The sequence below is a fragment of the Achromobacter sp. RTa genome (genome assembly GCF_000757485.1).
Lineage (GTDB): Bacteria > Pseudomonadota > Gammaproteobacteria > Burkholderiales > Burkholderiaceae_B > Achromobacter.
Genome location: NZ_JPYO01000045.1, coordinates 341,365 through 359,436 on the forward strand (window position 1 = coordinate 341,365; position 18,072 = coordinate 359,436).

At 68.9% G+C, this 18,072-nt stretch carries 17 protein-coding genes; 7 read left to right on the forward strand and 10 right to left on the reverse strand.

Translation table 11 applies throughout. The annotated features are described in order from the left end of the window. Window positions 1-6 precede the first annotated feature (6 nt). The 8 genes from JL37_RS25850 to JL37_RS25885 form a co-directional block, all read right to left on the reverse strand. Window positions 7-1,020 (reverse strand): tripartite tricarboxylate transporter substrate binding protein, encoded by a 1,014-nt coding sequence (locus tag JL37_RS25850; protein WP_043547850.1) that lies wholly within the window; start codon window positions 1,018-1,020, stop codon window positions 7-9. Further along, window positions 1,017-2,228, reverse strand: coding sequence for an acetylornithine deacetylase (gene argE / locus JL37_RS25855; RefSeq protein WP_156124406.1), 1,212 nt, complete (start codon window positions 2,226-2,228; stop codon window positions 1,017-1,019). Before argE ends, JL37_RS25850 begins: the two co-directional genes overlap by 4 nt. Window positions 2,229-2,320: 92 nt before the next feature. Then, a complete protein-coding gene (locus JL37_RS25860; protein WP_043547851.1) occupies window positions 2,321-3,157 on the reverse strand; it encodes an HpcH/HpaI aldolase/citrate lyase family protein in 837 nt (278 codons plus the stop codon). Between the two features lie 19 nt (window positions 3,158-3,176). Further along, window positions 3,177-3,494: an NIPSNAP family protein gene (locus JL37_RS25865; protein WP_043547852.1), complete on the reverse strand. Its 318-nt coding sequence runs from the start codon at window positions 3,492-3,494 to the stop codon at window positions 3,177-3,179. A gap of 10 nt (window positions 3,495-3,504) precedes the next feature. Continuing rightward, window positions 3,505-4,455, reverse strand: coding sequence for a 2-hydroxyacid dehydrogenase (locus JL37_RS25870; RefSeq protein WP_043547853.1), 951 nt, complete (start codon window positions 4,453-4,455; stop codon window positions 3,505-3,507). An 18-nt stretch (window positions 4,456-4,473) separates the two neighbouring features. Next, the gene (locus JL37_RS25875; protein WP_052097603.1) at window positions 4,474-5,418 is read right to left on the reverse strand and encodes a tripartite tricarboxylate transporter substrate binding protein; all 945 of its coding nucleotides are present in this window, start codon (window positions 5,416-5,418) and stop codon (window positions 4,474-4,476) included. An 80-nt stretch (window positions 5,419-5,498) separates the two neighbouring features. Beyond that, entirely contained in the window at window positions 5,499-6,383 is an 885-nt protein-coding gene (locus tag JL37_RS25880; RefSeq protein ID WP_043547854.1) for an SMP-30/gluconolactonase/LRE family protein, read from the reverse strand. Between the two features lie 32 nt (window positions 6,384-6,415). After that, a complete protein-coding gene (locus JL37_RS25885) occupies window positions 6,416-7,147 on the reverse strand; it encodes an RraA family protein (protein WP_043547855.1) in 732 nt (243 codons plus the stop codon). A 169-nt stretch (window positions 7,148-7,316) separates the two neighbouring features. Here JL37_RS25885 and JL37_RS25890 point away from each other — a divergent pair, with 169 nt between their 5' ends. Then, on the forward strand, window positions 7,317-8,117 hold the full coding sequence (locus JL37_RS25890) for an IclR family transcriptional regulator (protein ID WP_052097604.1): 801 nt from the start codon (window positions 7,317-7,319) through the stop codon (window positions 8,115-8,117). Here JL37_RS25890 and JL37_RS25895 read toward each other — a convergent pair. Then, complete coding sequence (locus JL37_RS25895) at window positions 8,114-8,674, reverse strand: hypothetical protein (protein WP_043547857.1); 561 nt, start codon at window positions 8,672-8,674, stop codon at window positions 8,114-8,116. The two genes, JL37_RS25890 and JL37_RS25895, sit on opposite strands and share 4 nt — an antisense overlap. 289 nt (window positions 8,675-8,963) lie before the next feature. Between JL37_RS25895 and JL37_RS25900 the strand changes: the two genes are divergently transcribed. The 6 genes from JL37_RS25900 (at window position 8,964) to JL37_RS25925 (ending at window position 17,604) form a co-directional block, all read left to right on the forward strand. Next, the gene (locus JL37_RS25900; RefSeq protein ID WP_043547858.1) at window positions 8,964-9,677 is read left to right on the forward strand and encodes a gluconate 2-dehydrogenase subunit 3 family protein; all 714 of its coding nucleotides are present in this window, start codon (window positions 8,964-8,966) and stop codon (window positions 9,675-9,677) included. Between the two features lie 3 nt (window positions 9,678-9,680). Further along, window positions 9,681-11,456, forward strand: a complete 1,776-nt coding sequence (locus JL37_RS25905; protein WP_043547859.1) for a GMC family oxidoreductase — start codon at window positions 9,681-9,683, stop codon at window positions 11,454-11,456. Window positions 11,457-11,468: 12 nt separating this feature from the next. After that, window positions 11,469-12,788, forward strand: coding sequence for a cytochrome c (locus JL37_RS25910; protein ID WP_043547860.1), 1,320 nt, complete (start codon window positions 11,469-11,471; stop codon window positions 12,786-12,788). A 249-nt stretch (window positions 12,789-13,037) separates the two neighbouring features. Next, window positions 13,038-13,577, forward strand: coding sequence for an ATP-binding protein (locus JL37_RS25915; protein ID WP_043547861.1), 540 nt, complete (start codon window positions 13,038-13,040; stop codon window positions 13,575-13,577). Between the two features lie 35 nt (window positions 13,578-13,612). Then, a complete protein-coding gene (locus JL37_RS25920) occupies window positions 13,613-15,256 on the forward strand; it encodes a VRR-NUC domain-containing protein (protein WP_043547862.1) in 1,644 nt (547 codons plus the stop codon). Between the two features lie 29 nt (window positions 15,257-15,285). Continuing rightward, window positions 15,286-17,604 (forward strand): ATP-dependent DNA helicase, encoded by a 2,319-nt coding sequence (locus JL37_RS25925; protein ID WP_052097627.1) that lies wholly within the window; start codon window positions 15,286-15,288, stop codon window positions 17,602-17,604. Here the strand turns inward: JL37_RS25925 and JL37_RS25930 are convergent, their stop codons facing one another. Then, window positions 17,605-18,009, reverse strand: a complete 405-nt coding sequence (locus JL37_RS25930; protein ID WP_043547864.1) for a group III truncated hemoglobin — start codon at window positions 18,007-18,009, stop codon at window positions 17,605-17,607. Between the last annotated feature and the right edge of the window lie 63 nt (window positions 18,010-18,072).

An 18,072-nucleotide genomic window follows, 5' to 3' on the forward strand; every position in this document is an offset into this window, starting at 1 on the left:
GGGCGGTCAGTCGACCGCGAGCTTGGCGCTCTTGACGACGCCCGCCCAGTAGGTCGTTTCGTCGCGCAGCTTGCGCGAGAAGGCGTCGGGCTGGCTGGCCACGACTTCGGCGCCGTCCTGGCGGATCTTTTCCAGCACGGCGGGCGTGCGGGCCGCCTGGCTGATCGCGGACGCCAGATAGCCTATGCGTTCGACGGGCGTGCCCGCGGGGGCGAAAACGCCGTACCAGCCTTCGATGGATACGCCTTCGATGCCTTGCCCGGCCAGGGTGGGCGCGGTTTCGAATGCGCCGATGCGGCTTTCGTGCGTGACGCCCAGCACGCGCAGCTTGCCGCCGGTGACCAGGGATTCGACGGAGGGCGGCGAGGTGATGAGCATGTCCACCGTGCCGCCCAGCAGGTCGTTGACCGCGGGGCCGGCGCCGCGGTAAGGCACGTGCACCAGCGACAGGTTCTTTTGCCGCGCAAGCAGCACGCCCGTGAGATGGGACAGCGTGCCGTTGCCCGGCGTGGCGTAGGTGACGGCGCCCGGCCGCGCCTTGGCGTCGTTCAGGTAGTCGGCCAGCGTGCGGTAGGGGCTTTCCTTCCTGACGACCAGCGCCAGTGGCGCCGAGGTGATCTGGGATACCGGAGCGAAATCCTTAAGCGCGTCGAAGCCCGTGTTCTTGTAGATGGCGGGATTCACCGCCATGACGCTGTTCTGCGAGAGCACCAGGGTATAGCCGTCGGGCTTGGCGCGCGCCACGGCGGCGGTGCCCATGTTGCCGCCGGCGCCGGAGCGGTTCTCGACCACCACGGACTGGCCGGTAATGCGGCCCAGCTCGTTGGCCAGCAGCCGCGCGACGCCGTCGTTGCCGCCGCCGGGCGGAAAGGGCGAGACCAGCGTAATGGCTTGCCGCGGATAGTCGTTGAGCGGCGTGGGCGCTTCCGCGTGCGCGCCCGGCGCGCACAAGGGGAGCAGCAGCGCGGCGGCCATGGCGGCCGTCGTGCGGCGCGGGGCGCGTGTCGCGTGAGGGATCATCGGGCTTCTCCTGTCGTTTCCGTATCGGTCTGGAATTCGGCGGCGTGTTCGCCAAGCGCGGCAATCATGGCTTCGCAGCGGGCAAGCTGGCCCAATTCCACGTATTCGTCGGGCTGGTGGGCCTGCTCGATGCTGCCGGGCCCGCAGATGATGGATGCAACGCCGGCCTGCTGGTACAGCCCGCCTTCGGTCATGTAGCTGACGTGGGGGCCGGCGCAGCCCGCGCCGGACAGCCCCATGACGAAGCGGGCGATGGCGGCGTTGGGCCCAGGGCGCAGGGCAGGGTTGTCGGATTGCTTTTCGAACAGGATGTCGGCCGCGGCGAACCGGCGCCGCATGCGCGGCAGGACGTGGTCGCGGGCATAGTCCTGGACGCTGCCGACGATGCGGTCTGGGTCGCTGTCCGGCAGGTAGCGGTAGCCGAAGATGAATTCGCAGTCGCGCGGAACGATGTTGCGCGCCAGCCCGCCGTTGACGAGCGCGGTCTGCAGGGTGTCGTAGGGCGTATCGAACGCGCTGTTCCTTCGAGGCGCCTCGGCGTACTGGTCGGCGAGGTCCTGGATATGGCCGATAAGGCGCGCGGCGTACTCGATCGCGTTGACGCCGTCCTGGGTGCGGGATGCATGCGCCTCCTTGCCGCGGACGCAGCAGCGGTAGTTGCGGCTGCCTTTGTGCGCGGTCACGACCTGCATGTCGGTGGGCTCGCCCACGATACAGGCCGCGGGCGAGATGCTTGCGGCCTGCAGGTCGGCCAGCAGGGTCCTGACGCCCTTGCAGCCCACCTCTTCGTCGTAGGTGAAGGCCAGGTGGATCGGCTGCCGCGGTTCCGCCGCGGCAAGGCCGTCGATGGAAGCAAGCACGGCCGCGAGAAAGCCCTTCATGTCGCAGGCGCCGCGGCCGTAGAGTCGGCCGTCCGCGATGCGGGCGGTGAAGGGGTCGCTGCTCCAGTCCTGTCCGTCCACGGGCACGACGTCGGTGTGGCCGGACAGCACGATCCCGCCGGGCCGCCCGGGGCCGATGGTCGCGAACAGATTCGCCTTGGCGCCGCTAGCGTCGTAGCTGAGGCGGGCGCCGATTCCGCGCCTGTGCAGGTAGTCTCGCACCCACTCGATCAGGCCCAGGTTGGAATCCCGGCTGACGGTCGGAAAGGCGATCAAGGTTGCCAGGATGTCCAGCGTCCGGCGTGTAGGTGCTTGGTGCTGCGACACGAGTCCCTCCCATGGATCGATGACACTGTAGTGTCCGGGAGGGGGCGGGACCAATTAAATAAACAGAGGGTCCTATTAGCATCGTTAATGCGTCAGGCGCGGGGCGGGCATGACGCCTGGTCCTGCCTCAACGCATGCGCGAACGCGGCGCGTTGCGTGGCGGCGCCGAGCAGGCAGGAGAGGTCCGTGCCCATCGATATGAAGCAGCCGCCAGGTCCGGCGGCCAGTTCGCGCAGCAGCTCGGGCTGTCCGGCCAGCCCGCCCAGGCCCAGCGCCTTGCCCGCGTCCAGGCAGGCGCGGCGGATGCGCGCCAGGGCGCTGCGCAGCAAGGGGTGGTCCCATTGGCCGGGCACGCCCAGGGCGGCGCCCAGGTCGTGCGCGCCGATGAACAGCATGTCCAGGCCTTCCACCGCTGCGATCGACTCGGCCGCTTCCAGGGCGGCGGCGCTTTCCATCATGGCCGCCACCAGCACACCGTCGTCCAGGGCCTGCTGCGCTTCGCCCTGCGGGTAGTCGCGGTAGTGCAGGGCGGGCTGGCCGCCGGCCACCGAACGCTGGCCCCGCGGCGGGTAGCGGCAGCAGGCCACGGCGCGCGCCGCGTCTTCCGCGCTTTCCACCTGGGGCGCGATGATGCCCATCGCGCCGCCGTCCAGGACGCGCCCGATCAGCGCGGCGTCGATGGCGGGCACGCGCGCCAGCGGCGTGACGCCGGCATCGCGCGCGGCGTTGCAGATGCGGCTGGCGGAGAGCAGGGGCAAGGACGAATGTTCCAGGTCGACGTAGAGCGCGTCGAAGCCGGCGGTGGCCGCGATGCGGCCAATCTCGGGGCCGTCGCACAGGCGCACGATGAGCGAGGCCGCCAGCCCGCCGTCGGCGAGCCGGCGCAGCAGCGGGTTGCGGGCCAGTTCCCGGGCGCTGGGCGTTTGCATGGATGGTCTCCAGGGTTGTTCAGACGAGTTGCGGGCTGAAGGGCGCCGCGCGCCAGATGGAGACCTGCTGCGCGGCGAAGGTGCCGCGGTTGCCGCGCTTGAAGTCCTGCCAGTCGGGGTCGGCCTCGAGCGCGGCGCGGCGCGCCTCGCGGTCGGCCATGCTGTCGTAGGCCCAGATGTGCAATACCTGGTTCAAGGTGCCGATGTCGCTGACGAAGAATCCCTGCAGACGGCCCAGGTGCTTCATCTGCAGCGGCAGCGCGAGTTCGCGGTAGCGCGCCAGATAGGCGTCCATGCCGCCGTGCGGCAGCGTATAGATGCGGTGTTCGATGATCATCGGTTCGGCCTCAGGCGGGCGGCGTCAGCACGGCGCCGGTTTGGAAATAGGCGTCCAGGTTGTCCAGCACCAGGCGCTCCATGGCATGGCGGGTTTCGCGGGTGGACGCGGCGATGTGCGGCAGCGTCACGACGTTGTCCCGTCCGAGCAGGCCGGCGGGCACGTTGGGTTCGTCTGCGTAGACGTCGAGCCCGGCGCCGGCGATGCGGCCTTGCTCGATGGCCTGTACCAGCGCCGCTTCGTCCACGACGCTGCCGCGCGCGATGTTGACCAGATAGCCGTCGGGGCCGAGCGCGTCCAGCACGCCCGCCGACACCAGGTGCCGGGTGGCGGCGCCGCCGGGGCAGGACAGCACCAGGAAATCGGCCCATCGCGCCAGCGCGGCCAGGTCGGGCTCGAATTCCAGGCCGCAGCCATGCTTGGGCGCGCGGCCGTGATAGCGCAGCGCCATGTCGAAGCCCGAGGCGCGGCGGGCGATGGCCTGGCCGATGCGGCCCAGGCCCACGATGCCCAGCCGTTTGCCGCTCACGCGCGTGGCCAGGGGGTAGGCGGCCGAAGGCCAGCGCCCGGCCTGCACGTGGCGGTCGGCCCCGGGTATCCGGCGCGCCACCGCCAACACCAGGGCGAAGGCCAGGTCCGCCACGCAATCGTTCAGCACATCGGGCGTGGTGCTGACCTGCACGCGATGGCGGCGGGCGGCGTCCAGGTCCACGCTTTCGTAGCCGACGCCGAAGCAGGCAAGCACGCCGCCGGGGAAGCAGGCGAACATGGCGTCGGCGCAGCCGTGGCGCGACATGGTGACGCCGCCGTCGAAGCGGCCGCGCTGATCGCGCAGATAGGCGCCGGGATTGGGCTGTTCCCACAGCGCGACGAGCTCATGGCGCTCGCGCAGGCTGGCATGCAGGCCCGGGGGCAGCGGGCCGATGGCCAGCAGGCGGCGGGGGCGGTCGGGCGGATGCATCGCGGGATTCTCCTTGCCTTACTCGGTGCGGATGCCGGCTTTGTGGATGAACGGCACCCAGCGGTCCAGGTCGGCGTCGAGCTTGGCCTGGAATGCCGCCGCGCCGAGCGGGCCGCTCAGGCCGGCGTCGGCCAGCCGTTGCGCCAGGGCCGGCGCGGCGACCACCTTGGCCAGCGCGGCCTCCAGCCGCTTGCGGGTGTCGGCGGGCGTGCCCGCAGGCGCCAGGACTCCATACCAGTTGCTCATCTGCAGTTCGGGCAGGCCGGCCTCGCGCGCGCTTTCCACGTCCGGCAGGTAGCGCGAGCGTTCCGTGTCGTAGATGACGACGGCCTTGACCCGGCCATCCTTCACGTAGGGCTGCAGCACGGGCACATCGGCATTGAGCATGTCGACCCGCCCGGCCATGAGGTCCACCAGCGCCGGGGCCGCGCCGCGGTACGGCACATGCGTGGCGTGCGCGCCGGTCGCCAGGTTGAAGAGTTCGCCGCCGATATGCATGGTCGAGCCCACGCCGCTGGATGCATAGCTGAGCGGCTTGCCTGACTTGGCAAGCGCGACCAGTTCCGCCGGGGTGGAGGCGCCCAGCGAGTTGCGCACCACCAGCAGGCTCTGCACCTGCCCGAACAGGTAGAGGGGCGTCAGGTCCTTGCGCGGATCGTAGGGCAGCCCCGGCGTGGTGCCGGCGGTCATGACGTAGCCGAGCGTGGCGACCAGCAGCGTCTGCCCGTCGGGTCGGGACTTGGCCACGTAGTTGGCGCCGATGGTGCCGCCGGCTCCGCCGCGGTTCTCCACGACCACGGTCTCGCCCAGTTCGGCGGCCAGGTCGGGCGCTACCAGCCGCGCGACCTGGTCCACGGGGCCGCCGGGAGCGAACGGGACGACGATCTTGAGCACGCCCGCGGCGTGGGCGGATCCGGCTGCAAGCGCGGCGGCGATTGCGGCCGCGATGATGAGTCTGGGCATGTCTGTCTCCTCTGCCGCGTCTGCGGCGGGTGGCGGGCGCGCGGTCCGTGCCGCGCCATTGTCCGCCGGGCTTTCCGGGTTCAGCCGCGGTAGCGCGGTTCGGGCAGTCCTTGCGCGCCGACGTCCAGCGCGAACAGGCCGCCCGCGTATGGTTCCGCGGCGAGCTGCTCGGGCGCGAGGCGCTGCGAGTGGCTGGTGATGTACAGCGTGTCCAGCCCGTCGCCGCCGAAGGCGGGGCAGGTGGGGTTGGTGACGGGCAGCTGGATGACGCGATCCACCCGGCCGTCCGGCGTCAGGCGGACCAGCTGGCCGGTGGCGACCATGCAGTTCCAGACGCAGCCGTCCGTGTCCACCGCCGCGCCGTCGGGACGGCCCGGCTGTTGGGTCCAGTCCTTGAAGACCCGGCGGTTCGAGATGGCGCCGTCGTCCAGGTCGAAGTCGAATGCCCAGATCACCTGGTTATGCGTGTCGGCGAAATACATGCTGCGGTCGTCGGGGCTCCAGGACAGCGCGTTCGGAAGAACGAAACCATCGAGCATGGCGCGGCACTGCCGGTCGGCGTCCAGGCGGTACAGGGTGCCTTTGGGCTCGCGCTTCTGGTCCTGCATGCTGCCCACCCAGAAGCGGCCGCGGCGGTCGCACTTGCCGTCGTTCAGGCGGTTCTCCGGCTTGTCGGCTTCCGGATTGACGATGAACTCGGGCGCCTGGCCGCTGGCCGGGTCATAGAAATGGATGCCGACGTTCGTGGCCAGCACGAAGCCGCCCGCCTCGCGCAGGGCAATGGAGCCGACCAGCAGTTTTTCGGGCAGGCGCTGCGCCGTGTGCCGGCCGGTGGCGGGGTCGTAGGACTGCAACGCGGGACGGCGCACGTCTATCCACCACAGGCGGCGGCTGCGATCGCACCATAGCGGCACTTCGCCCAGGATGTCGGCGCTCTGCACGACGCATTGGATGTCGGGATTCATAGGGGGCTCGGGTAGGGGGGAGGAAAGGGAGGCTACTTGTAGCGGGTGGCGGCCAGGGTGGCGAGGTCCACGCCACGCGCGATGTCGGCCTTTTGCCGTGTGTCGCCGGCGTGTATGCGCTCGGCCTCTTCAAGCACCGCCTCGGCGTGCGCGTAGGGCACGAAGACCACGCCTGCTTCGTCGGCGACGACCAGGTCGCCGGCCTGCACGCCGATGCCGGCGATGCGCACCGGTCCGTTGATTTCAACGGTGCGCAGCCGCCACTTGCCGGTGATAGGCGTGGCGCCGCGCGACCAGACGGGAAAGCCCAGCTCGCGCGATGCGGAGGGGTCGCGATGGCCGCCGTCGACGATGGCGCCCGCGCAGCCCTTGCGGCTGGCGACGGTGGCGGACTGGCCGCCGAGGTTGGAGATGCCGGGCAGCCCCTGGATGACCGCCACGTCTCCGGGCTCGGCCAGGTTGTAGGCCTCGTGCTCGCCCATTTTTCCGGCGCCGCCCTGCGCGGCGGCGGTGGGGGTGTCTTCGCGTTCGATATTGCGCACCGTCACGGCCTGGCCGATGACGCGGCGGCCAGGCAGGGTGGGCGCCAGCACGCTTGCGGGGACGGCGCCGAGCAGCCCCAGCTTGTCCATGGCGTCGGAGACGGCGCCTGCCAGGTCATCCAGCGCCGCATAGCGCCGCAGCACGTCGGGCGGGAGGCGCGGGATTTCCATCAGGCGGATGGCTTCGGGAGGAACGCGGCCGGTGAGGGTTTTGTCGGGCATGCGAGGGCCTGCAAAGGTGGCCGGGAGGCGGCGGTGGGCGATGAGTTTTTTCATGTTATCCCGCATAATAAATTTTTGTCAAAATTTTAAATAATGGGATTTGAATAAAATGTCATAAGGCTCGGCTACACTCCAGGCGTCCGTCCCTGACGCCCGACCGTTCCTGCCCATGTCTTCCAGTCTTGCCCGCGCCTTCGATGTCCTGGATCTGTTCACCCTCGAAAGCCCAAGGCTCACGAGCGACGAGGTCAGCGCCCGGCTGGGCTACTCGCGCTCGATGGCGTATCGCTATCTGAAGGAACTATGCGATGCGGGCCTGCTGGCTTCGATGGCGGGCGGGATGTACGGCCTGGGGCCGCGCATCATCGAGCTGGAGCGCCTGCTGGCCCTCAGCGATCCGCTCTATCTGGCGGGCAGGGCGGTGTTGAAAGGCAGGCGGCGCGAAGACAGCGCCTATCTGCTGCAGAACCTCTACGACGACAAGGTGCTCTGCATCTACAAGGAAGGGCCCGACATGCTGGAGCACGCGGGCCGGCGCATCGTGATCCTGCGCGGCAGAGGCCAGCCGTTTCCGCTGTTCCAGGGGTCGGGTTCGCTGGCGTTGCTGGCGTTCCTGCCGCATCACCGGATCCGCCAGGTCTATCTGCGCAGCGCCCACGAAATCGCGGCCGCCGGCCTGGGGCAGGACTGGAGCGAATTCCGGCGCGCGCTGGCGGGCGTGCGCAAGGCCGGTTTCGCCACCAGCCACGAACAGATCGCGCCCGGCCTGGGCGGCGTCGCGGTGCCCATCCTGCTCGAGGACGGCACGCTGGTGGGCAGCCTGGCCTGGACCTTTCCCATCGAACTGATGCACCCCGACGCGGAAACGGAATGGGCGCGGGCCCTGGCCGAGGTGGCCGCGGAAATCGCCCGCGAATACGTGAAGCAGGCCGCGCCCGATGGCGGCGCGGCGCTGGCGGCGCGGGCCTAGAACAGGTTCAGCGCCCGGGCCACCCACCAGCCCAGGCCGACGGCAATGCCGATGAGCAGCATGCGGCGCAGGCCGCCGCCGGCGGGCACCGCGCCCGGCGGCAACGATGCATCCGCTGCCGCATCGGCGGGTGGTGTCGAGGCGGCAGGGACCGCCGGTGGATCGGAGCCTTCGGTTTCGATCGAGAACGCGGGCTTGGCCGCGTGCTCGCGCATGGCGGGCGCCAGGTCGTTCACGTCGATTCCCGCCTGGCGCAACAGCTGCCATACGTCGCCGCCGATCTCCCCGGCGCGCAGCGCTTCGATGCGTTCGCGCTGCGCGCGCGGCACCGCGTCCAGGCTGTCGTACTTGCGGCCGTTGAGCGTGACGGCGCCATTCTTGATTTCGACCTTCAGCGGCTCGCCGTCTTCGTCGCCGGAATAGCTCCAGGTTTCGCTGACTGTCGCGCCGTCCAGCAGCGTTTCGAAATTCTCTCCGTGCCCGGACCCCAGGTCCTTGGAGGAGCTCCAGCTGCGCGTCGTCGTGGTGCTGCGCCAGGTCTTGTTCTTGTCATTCATCGTGGGAACCGTTCATCGCCTTGTCAGAAAAGCCCGCTTTTGCAGGCTTCTTACGTAGTCCTTAAAGCAAAAGACATTTCCATGTCAAGAAAATCGGACTGATCTGGTCCGTTGAGCGTATCAGATGCTCGAAAGGGCGCATAATGTTGGCACCTTTCTTGTGTCCCCTTTCACGGGATCGGTTGTTTTTCTGCAAGCGAAGAGCGTGTTGTCACTAGCTCGGCGGTTCGTGTTTCCAGGTCATGTTCGCAAGCGCGCTAGGACAACTGGAGTAATCACGGAGATGTCTATGACAGAAGACGCAAAGCCGCGCAGGCGGTTCCTGCAGGCGTTGGCCATCGTGCCGGCGTCGACGTTGGCGGTGGGCGCAATGACCACCGGCTGTACCAACGGATCGGAAAGCGCCGCCGCGCGCGCGGCCAAGCCTTACGAACCCACCTATTTCACGAAGGCCGAATGGGCCTTCATCGTCGCAGCGGTCGACCACCTGATCCCCGCCGACGAGCACGGCCCCGGCGCCATCGAAGCCGGCGTGCCGGAATTCATCGACCGCCAGATGGAAACGCCGTTCGGCCACGGCAAGCTCTGGTACATGCAAGGGCCGTTCCATCCCGACGTGGTGCCGGAACTGGGCTACCAGATCAACCAGAATCCCCGCGAGGTCTACCGCAACGGCATCGAGGCCTGCGATGCCTGGTGCATGAAGACGCACGGCAAGATCTACGCCGATCTCGAGAAGCCTCTGCAGGAACAGATCCTGAAGGACCTGCAGGGCGGCAAGATCGAATTCCAGACCGTTCCATCCAAGACTTTCTTCAGCTTCCTGCTTGCGAACACCAAAGAAGGGTTCTTCGCCGATCCGATGTACGGCGGCAACAAGAACATGGTGGGCTGGAAGATGGTGGGCTTTCCGGGTGCGCGCGCCGACTACATGGATTGGGCCGACCAGCCCAACGTGAAGTATCCCTACGGCCCTGTTTCGATTTCTGGGGAAAGGGGTTAAGGCATGGCGATCAAGAAAGAGAAAGTCGATGCGGTGCTGGTCGGGTTCGGCTGGACCGGCGCTATCGTGGGCCAGGAACTGACCGAGGCAGGCCTGCACGTGCTCGCGCTGGAGCGCGGCGGCATGCAGGACACGCCCAAGGACGCCGAATACCCGAAGGTGATCGACGAGCTTGCCTATTCCGTGCGCGGCAAGCTGTTCCAGGACCTGTCCAAGGAAACGGTGACCATCCGCCACGGCGTGGATGACGTGGCCGTGCCGTACCGCCAGAACGGGTCATTCCTGCTGGGCACCGGCGTGGGCGGGGCGGGCTTCCACTGGAACGGCATGCACTACCGCGTGCTGCCCGAAGAACTGGAGCTGCGCACCCGCTACGAGACTCGCTACGGCAAGGACTTCATCCCCGAAGGCATGACCATCCAGGATTTCGGCGTAACCTACGACGAACTGGAACCGTACTTCACCAAGTTCGAATACGTGTGCGGCACCTCGGGCAAGGCCGGCAACCTGAACGGCAAGATCGTGGAAGGCGGCAATCCGCTGGAAGGCAAGCGCAGCAAGGAATTCCCGCTGCCTCCGCTCACCACCACCTATGGCGCGCAGCTGTTCGACAAGGCCGCGCGCGAAGTGGGCTTCCATCCGTATCCGGCGCCCGCGGCCAACGCGTCCGGCCCCTATACCAATCCCTACGGCGTGCGCCTGGGCCCCTGTAATTTCTGCGGGTTCTGCGAGAACTACGGCTGCTACATGTATTCGAAGGCCTCGCCGCAGACGACCATCCTGCCGGTGCTGCTGAAGAAACCGAATTTCGAGCTGCGCACGCAATCGCACGTGATCAAGGTCAATCTGGATTCGACCGGCAAGAAGGCCGTGGGCGTGACCTACATCGATGCGCAGGGCCGCGAGGTCGACCAGCCCGCCGACCTGGTGATCCTGTCGGCCTACCAGATGCACAACGTGCGCCTGCTGCTGTTGTCCGGCATCGGCAAGCCCTACGACCCCAAGACCAACGAGGGCGTGGTCGGCAAGAATTACGCCTACCAGATGAACGGCGCGGTCAGCGTGCTGCTACCCAAGGGCACGCAGCTCAACCCCTTCGTGGGCACGGGCGCGGGCGGCGTGGGCATGGACGACCTGAACGGCGACCAGTTCGACCACGGCCCGCTGGGATTCCTGGGCGGCGCCAGCATCCGCCATGTGCGCTATGGCGGCCGTCCCATCAAGCAGACGCCCACCATGCCGGGCACGCCCACCTGGGGCACGGGCTGGAAGGCCGGGGTGCAGGATGCCTACCAGCGCCACATGTCCATAGGCATTTCCGGTTCGGTGATGTCGTACCGCGACGCCTACCTGTCGCTGGACCCGACCTACAAGGACAGCTTTGGCCAGCCGCTCTTGCGCATGACTTTCGATTGGCATGACAACGAGTTCGACATGCTGGGCTACATGGGCAAGCGCATGGAAGACGTGGCCAAGGCCATGAAGCCCGAAAAGTACGCCGTGGGGGTGCGCAAGAAGGGCGCGCGCTACGACACCCGGGTCTACCAGAGCACGCACAACACGGGCGGGGCCATCATGGGGTCCAATCCGAAGGAAAGCGTGGTCAACAAGTACCTGCAGAGCTGGGACGTGCCCAACGTGTTCGTGATGGGGGCCTGCGTGTTCCCGCAGAACATGGGCTACAACCCGACGGGCCTGGTCGGGGCGCTGGCCTACTGGTCCGCGCAGGCGATACGCGACCAGTACCTGAAGAACCCCGGCCCGCTGGTCCAGGCCTAAGGAGACGGAACAATGATTAAGCAGACCATTGTTGCGACAATCTCCGCCCTGGTTGCGGGCTCGGCGTGGGCGGCGGACGGCACTTCCGCCGCGGCCGCTGCCGACGCGCAGCTGATCAAGCAGGGCGAATACCTGTCGCGCGCCGGCGACTGCATCGCCTGCCACACCGCGAAGGACGGCAAGCCGTTCGCGGGCGGCCTGGGCATCGAATCGCCGCTGGGCACGATCTACTCCACCAACATCACGCCGGACAAGGAAACCGGCATCGGCGAATACACGTACGAGGACTTCGACCGGGCCGTGCGCCATGGCGTCGCCCGGGACGGGCATTCGCTGTATCCGGCCATGCCGTACACGGCCTACGCCAAGGTCACGCCGGACGACGTGAAGGCCCTGTATGCCTACTTCATGCACGGCGTGCAGCCGGTGAAGCAGGCCAACAAGGACACCGACATCACGTGGCCGCTGTCGATGCGCTGGCCGCTGGGAGTGTGGCGCTGGATGTTCGCGCCGGACGCCGTGAGCGGCCCCGCCGCCAGCGACCTCAAGGGCGCCGACCGCGAAGCGCTGCTGCGCGGCCAGTACCTGGTGGAAGGCCTGGGCCATTGCGGCACCTGCCATACGCCGCGCGGCTTCGCCTTGCAGGAAAAGGCGCTGACCGAGGCGGACGGCTCGGCCTTCCTGTCGGGCGGCGTGGTCGAGGGCTGGCTCGCCAAGAACCTGCGGGGCGACATGACCGACGGCCTGGGCAGCTGGAGCAAGGAGGACATCGCGGCCTTCCTGAAGTCCGGCCGCAACGGCCATTCGGCGGCCTTCGGCGGCATGGCGCAGGTGGTGGGCGACAGCACGCAGCACCTGTCCGACGCTGACGTGAACGCCATCGCCGTGTACCTGAAGAGCCTGCCTCCGGTGAACCAGGACGCGACCAAGCCGCTGGCCTACGACGAGACCGTGGCGCAGGCGCTGCGCACCGGCAAGGACAAGAGCGACGGCGCGATGGCCTTCCTGAACAACTGCGCGGCCTGCCACCGCAGCACGGGCAAGGGCTACTCGGAAACGTTCCCGCAGCTCGCGCTCAGCTCCACGGTGAACTCGGCGGATCCGGCCTCCCTGATCCACATCGTGCTCAAGGGCGCGCAGATGCCGGGAACCGCGGCGGCGCCGACTGCGTACGCCATGCCGGGCTTCGACTGGCGCATGACCGATAAGGAAGTCGCCGACGTGGTGACCTTCGTGCGGTCCAGCTGGGGCAACAAGGGGGCGGCCGTCACCGCCGCCGACGTGGCCAAGGTGCGCGAGGACGTCGGCGCGGCGCCGCAGCCGGCTCGCTGAGCCTAGACGGGGCGCCTGGCCCCCGGCTAGGCGCCCCCGGCTGGGCGCCCCCGCCTATTTGACAGGCGTGCCGGCCGGGCGCATCATCGTTTGCATGACGCGCCCGCAAACTTCGTTCGCCCGAATTATTCCCGCCATCGCAAGCATGGTGGGTTAGCGCGCGTCAGCACATTGCCAGACAAACCCGCCAGATGGCGGGTTTTTTCGTTTGGGTCTCCCGCCTTCCGGTATTCGTTCCCAGGAGCCCCGATGTCGCTTTCCCATTCCACTCCCCGCGCCCCGGCGCCGACCCTGCACTTTCTGTGCGGCAAGATCGGCGCGGGGAAATCCACGCTGGCGGCCGAACTGGCTGCCCGTCCGGCCACGCTGCTGCTCAGCGAAGACCGCTGGCTGGCGGCGCTGTATCCCGGCGAGATTCTGGACGTGGCGGACTACGGCCGCTGCGCCGCCCGGCTGCGCAACGCCATCGGCGGCCACGTGGCCGCGCTTGCGGTGGCGGGTTTGTCGGTGGTGCTGGATTTCCCGGCCAACACGCGGCGCAGCCGGGAATGGCTGCTCGGCGTGGCGGAGCAGGCCGGATGCTCGCACCGCCTGCATTACCTGGACGTGCCCGACGCGGTATGCAAGGCGCGGCTGCGCGCGCGCAACGCCTCCGGCACGCATCCCTACACCACCAGCGATGAGCAATACGACGCGATCACGGCATATTTCGTGGAGCCGTCCGAGGACGAAGGCCTGAATATCGTGCGCCACCAGGCGGACGGCGCGAGGCAGGCGGGCCTGCTATGATTACTGGATAAATACCCAGCTATCCGGCCGCGCCGATGTTTCCTCCGCACCGCTATTACTACCTGCACAATTTCGAGCGCGCGCTGGCGTGGATCGCCGAACGCTACGCCGACATCCTGGACGACGCCGAGCACCGCTTCCTGGCGGATTTCCAGGCTTTGCCGCAGGCGTCGCGGGCGCTGCTGGTGCGTATGCTGATGCGGCGCGGGCCCTGGTTCCGCGCCACCCGGCTGGCCTACGAAGAGATCCCAGGCACCCGTGAAGCCGCCGCGCCGCTGGCGGCGCTGGGCTGGCTGGACGCCGAGGCGCCCATGACGCTGGACGAGTTCTTCGGCCTGCATACCCGGGCCGAGCTCGCCGCGGCGTTTCCCGGCGCGCCGGTGAAGGCTGGCGCCCGCAAGGCGGACCTGCTGGAGGCCTTGCGGCCGCTGCACCCGCAGGCGCAGCCCTATGCCGCCTGGCATCCGGGGGCGGGCGAGCCGGTCTGGCGCGTCATGGCGGCGGACCAGTGCGAGCGGTTCCGTGTCATGTTCTTCGGCAATCTGCACCAGGACTGGTCAGAATTCGTGCTGGCGGACCTGGGCGTGTTCCAGTACGAGACCGTGCCGTTCGACGCCGCGTCGCGCGCGTTCCAGGCGCGCGGCGACGTCGACCGCTATTTGGCGCTGCACGCCTGCCGCCAGGCCCTGGAAGCCGGCGCCGAGATAGACGCGCTGCTGCCCGCGGTGGACGCCTGCGCCAGCGATAACGCCTGGCTGGAGAAGCGGCGCGGCAAGGTGCTGCTGCGGATCGGCCAGGCCTGCGAGCGCGCCCAGGACTGGGAAGCCGCGCAGCGGGCGTACGCGCTGTGCGCCTATCCCGGCGCGCGGCACCGTCGCATCCGCGTCTACGAACGCATGGCGCGGTTCGACGAGGCGCTGGCGCTGGCGGCGCAGGCGCAGGCCCACCCTGAAAGCGAAGAGGAAAGCCAGCGGCTGGCGCGCATGATGCCGCGCCTGTTGCGCGCGGCCGGGCAGTGCGCCCCGGCGCGGCGGCGGCCGCCCGCGGTGGAGCGCAGGGACTTGTCCCTGCCGCGGCCCGAACAGCCTGCCGCGGTCGAGTTCGTGGCGCGCGACCATCTCCACCGCGACGACGCGCCGGTCCATTACGTGGAGAACGCGCTCATCAATTCGCTGTTCGGCCTGCTGTGCTGGCCTGCGGTGTTCGCGCCCGTGCCCGGCGCGTTCTTCCATCCGTTCCAGCGCGGGCCCGCCGACCTCGATTCCCCCGACTTCCACCTGCGGCGCGAGGCGCGCTTCGCCGAGTGCCTGGCGCAACTCGACACGCCAGCCTACCGCGACACCATCCTGGCGCGCTACGCCGAGAAGCGCGGGGTGCAGTCGCCCTTCGTGTTCTGGGGGGCGCTGTCGGAGCCGCTGCTGGAGCAGGCGCTGGACTGCCTGCCGGCGGCGCACCTGAAGCTGTTCTTCGCCCGGCTGCTGCGCGACGTCAAGGGCAACCGCTCGGGCCTGCCGGACCTGGTCCGTTTCTGGCCCGGCGAACGGCGCTACGAGCTGATCGAGATCAAGGGGCCGGGCGACAAGCTGCAGGACAACCAGATCCGCTGGCTGGAGTATTGCGTGGCGCATGGCATGCCGGTGAGCGTCTGTCACGTGAGCTGGCACGAGGAAACCCCGTGACCGAGGCCGCTCGCGACGCGTCCGCTGCGCTGCCCGCCAGTCCGGCCGAGGAGGACGCCGCGCCCGGGCGCGGCCCGGCGTCGCGATACGCCGTCGCCGTGCGGGCGCTGTGCGAGTTCACGGCCCGCGCGGGCGATCTGGATTCGCGCTTCACGCCCGCGCCCAGCGGCCAGGAAGGCATGGCCGGGCACGCGGCGGTGACGGCGCGGCGCGGTCCGGACTACGAGACCGAGGTGCCGCTGTCGGGCGAGCACCAGAACCTGCTGGTGCGCGGCCGGGCGGACGGCTACGACCCGGCGGCGAACCAACTCGAAGAAATCAAGACCTATCGCGGCCGGCTGGACGGCGTGCGCGAGAACCACCGCGCGGCGCATTGGGCGCAGGCCCGGGTCTACGGGCACCTGCTGTGCCAGGCACGGGGCCTGGCGCAATTGCGCGTGGCGCTGGTGTACTTCAACGTGGCCACCGAGGAAGAGACGGTGCTGGTGGAAACGCACGACGCGGCATCGCTGGCGGCATTCTTCCAGGAGCAGTGCGCCCGCTTCCTGGCCTGGGCCGCGGGCGAATTGGCGCACCGGCAGGCGCGCGATGCGGCACTGGAAGCGCTGGCATTTCCGTATGGCGCGTTCCGCAGCGGGCAGCGTGAACTGGCCGTGGCCGCATACCGCACCGCGCGCGATGGCGGCTGCCTGATGGCGCAGGCGCCCACCGGCATCGGCAAGACGCTGGGCACGATCTTTCCCTTGCTGAAGGCCAGCCCGGCGGCAGGCCTGGACAAGATCTTCTTCCTGGTGGCCAAGGGGCCGGGCCGCGCCCTGGCGCTGGAGGCGCTCGAAACCCTGAACGCGCAGCCGGCGGCGCCGCGCCTGCGCGTGTTGGACCTGCAGGCGCGCGAGAAGGCCTGCGTGCACCCGGACAAGGACTGCCACGGCGAATCCTGCCCGCTGGCCCAGGGCTTCTACGACCGCCTGCCGGCCGCCCGCGAAGCCGCGCGCGAGCTCGTCCGCCTGGACGCCGCCGCGCTGCGCCGCACTGCCGACGAGCACCAGGTGTGCCCGTATTACCTGTCGCAGGAAATGGCGCGCTGGAGCGACGTGGTGGTGGGCGACTACAACTACTACTACGACGCCACCGCCATGCTGCACGGGCTGACCCAGGCCCATCAATGGAAGGTCGCGGTGCTGGTGGACGAGGCGCACAACCTGGTGGACCGGGCGCGCCGCATGTACACGGGCGAACTGGACCAGGCCGCGCTGTCGGCCGCGCGCTATGTCGCGCCCAAGCCGCTAAAGAAGGCGCTGGATGGCCTGAACCGTTCCTGGAACGCCTTGAACAAGAAGCAGGCGGACGCCTACCAGGCCTACGACGAGGCACCGGCGGGCGTGCTGGCGGCGGTGCAGAAGGCGGTGGCGGCGATCACGGACCACATGGGCGTGTCGCCCTTGGCGCAGGACGACCCGGTGCTCGCCTTCTATTTCGAGGCCCTGCATTTCATGCGCCTGGCCGAGCAGTTCGGCCCGCATGCGCTGTTCGACGTGACCCTTAACGCCTCGGGCGCCGGCGCCAAGACGCCGCCGTCGACCCTGTGCGTGCGCAACGTGATCCCGGCCGCGTACCTGTCGGGGCGCTACGCGGGGGCGCACGCCACGGTACTGTTCTCCGGCACCTTCAGTCCGCAGCAGTTCTACCGCGACACGCTGGGCCTGCCGGCGTCAGCTGCCTGGATCGACGTGGCCGCGCCGTTCCAGGCGGAGCAGCTGGCCGTGCGGGTGGTGGGCAATGTGTCCACGCGCTTTCGCGACCGCGAGCGCTCGCTCGCGCCCATCGCGGATCTGATCGCGCGGCAGTACGCCGAACGCCCGGGCAACTACCTGGGTTTTCTCAGCAGTTTCGACTACCTGCGCCGCGTGTCCGACCTGATGCGCGAGCGCCATCCCGACGTGCCGATCTGGACGCAGACGCCAGGCATGGACGAGGCCGGCCGCGCCGCCTTCCTGGCGCGGTTTTCCGAGGCGGGGCAGGGCGTGGGCTTCGCCGTGCTGGGCGGCGCTTTCTCGGAAGGGGTGGACCTGCCGGGCAAGCGGCTGATCGGCGCCTTCATCGCCACGCTGGGGTTGCCGCAGGTCAACGCGGTGAACGAGAACATCAAGCGCGCCATGGACCGGCGCTATGGCGTGGAGCACGGCTACGACTACACCTATCTGTATCCAGGCATGCAGAAGGTGGTGCAGGCGGCGGGCCGGGTGATACGCACCGAACAGGATGTGGGCACCGTGCACCTGATCGACGACCGCTACCGGCGCGCCAAGGTGCGCGGCCTGCTGCCGGGCTGGTGGCGCGTGGAGTGATCAGGCGGAGCGCAGCTCCGTCAGGGGCTGGTTCGGGTCGCGGCTGAGCTGGTAGCCGTACCAGAGGCTGCGCGCCATGCGCTTGGCCATTTCCTGGGCGGCGTCCGCCAGGGCGCGGTTGGGCAGGGCGTCGGTGGTTTCGCGCCACAGCGCCAGCCAGCGCTCGAACAGTTCGGCGCTCAGGTTGGGCATGGCGGCGTGCTTGGGCATGGGCATACCGGAAAAGCGGCGGGTGCCCAGCAATACGGCGGACCAGAAATCTGACAGGATCTGCAGGTGCTCGTCCCAGTCGTGCACCTGGCTCTCGAAGATGGGCCCCAGCGCCGCGTCGGCGCGAGCCTTGCCGTAGAAGGCGTGCACGAGCTCCCGGATTTCGGTTTCGGTGCAGATATCGTCGGCGGACACGGGCGTCTCCTGGCAAGGGGGGAATCCGCGCATGATAGGGCGGACCGGGGGCGGCGCGGTTTG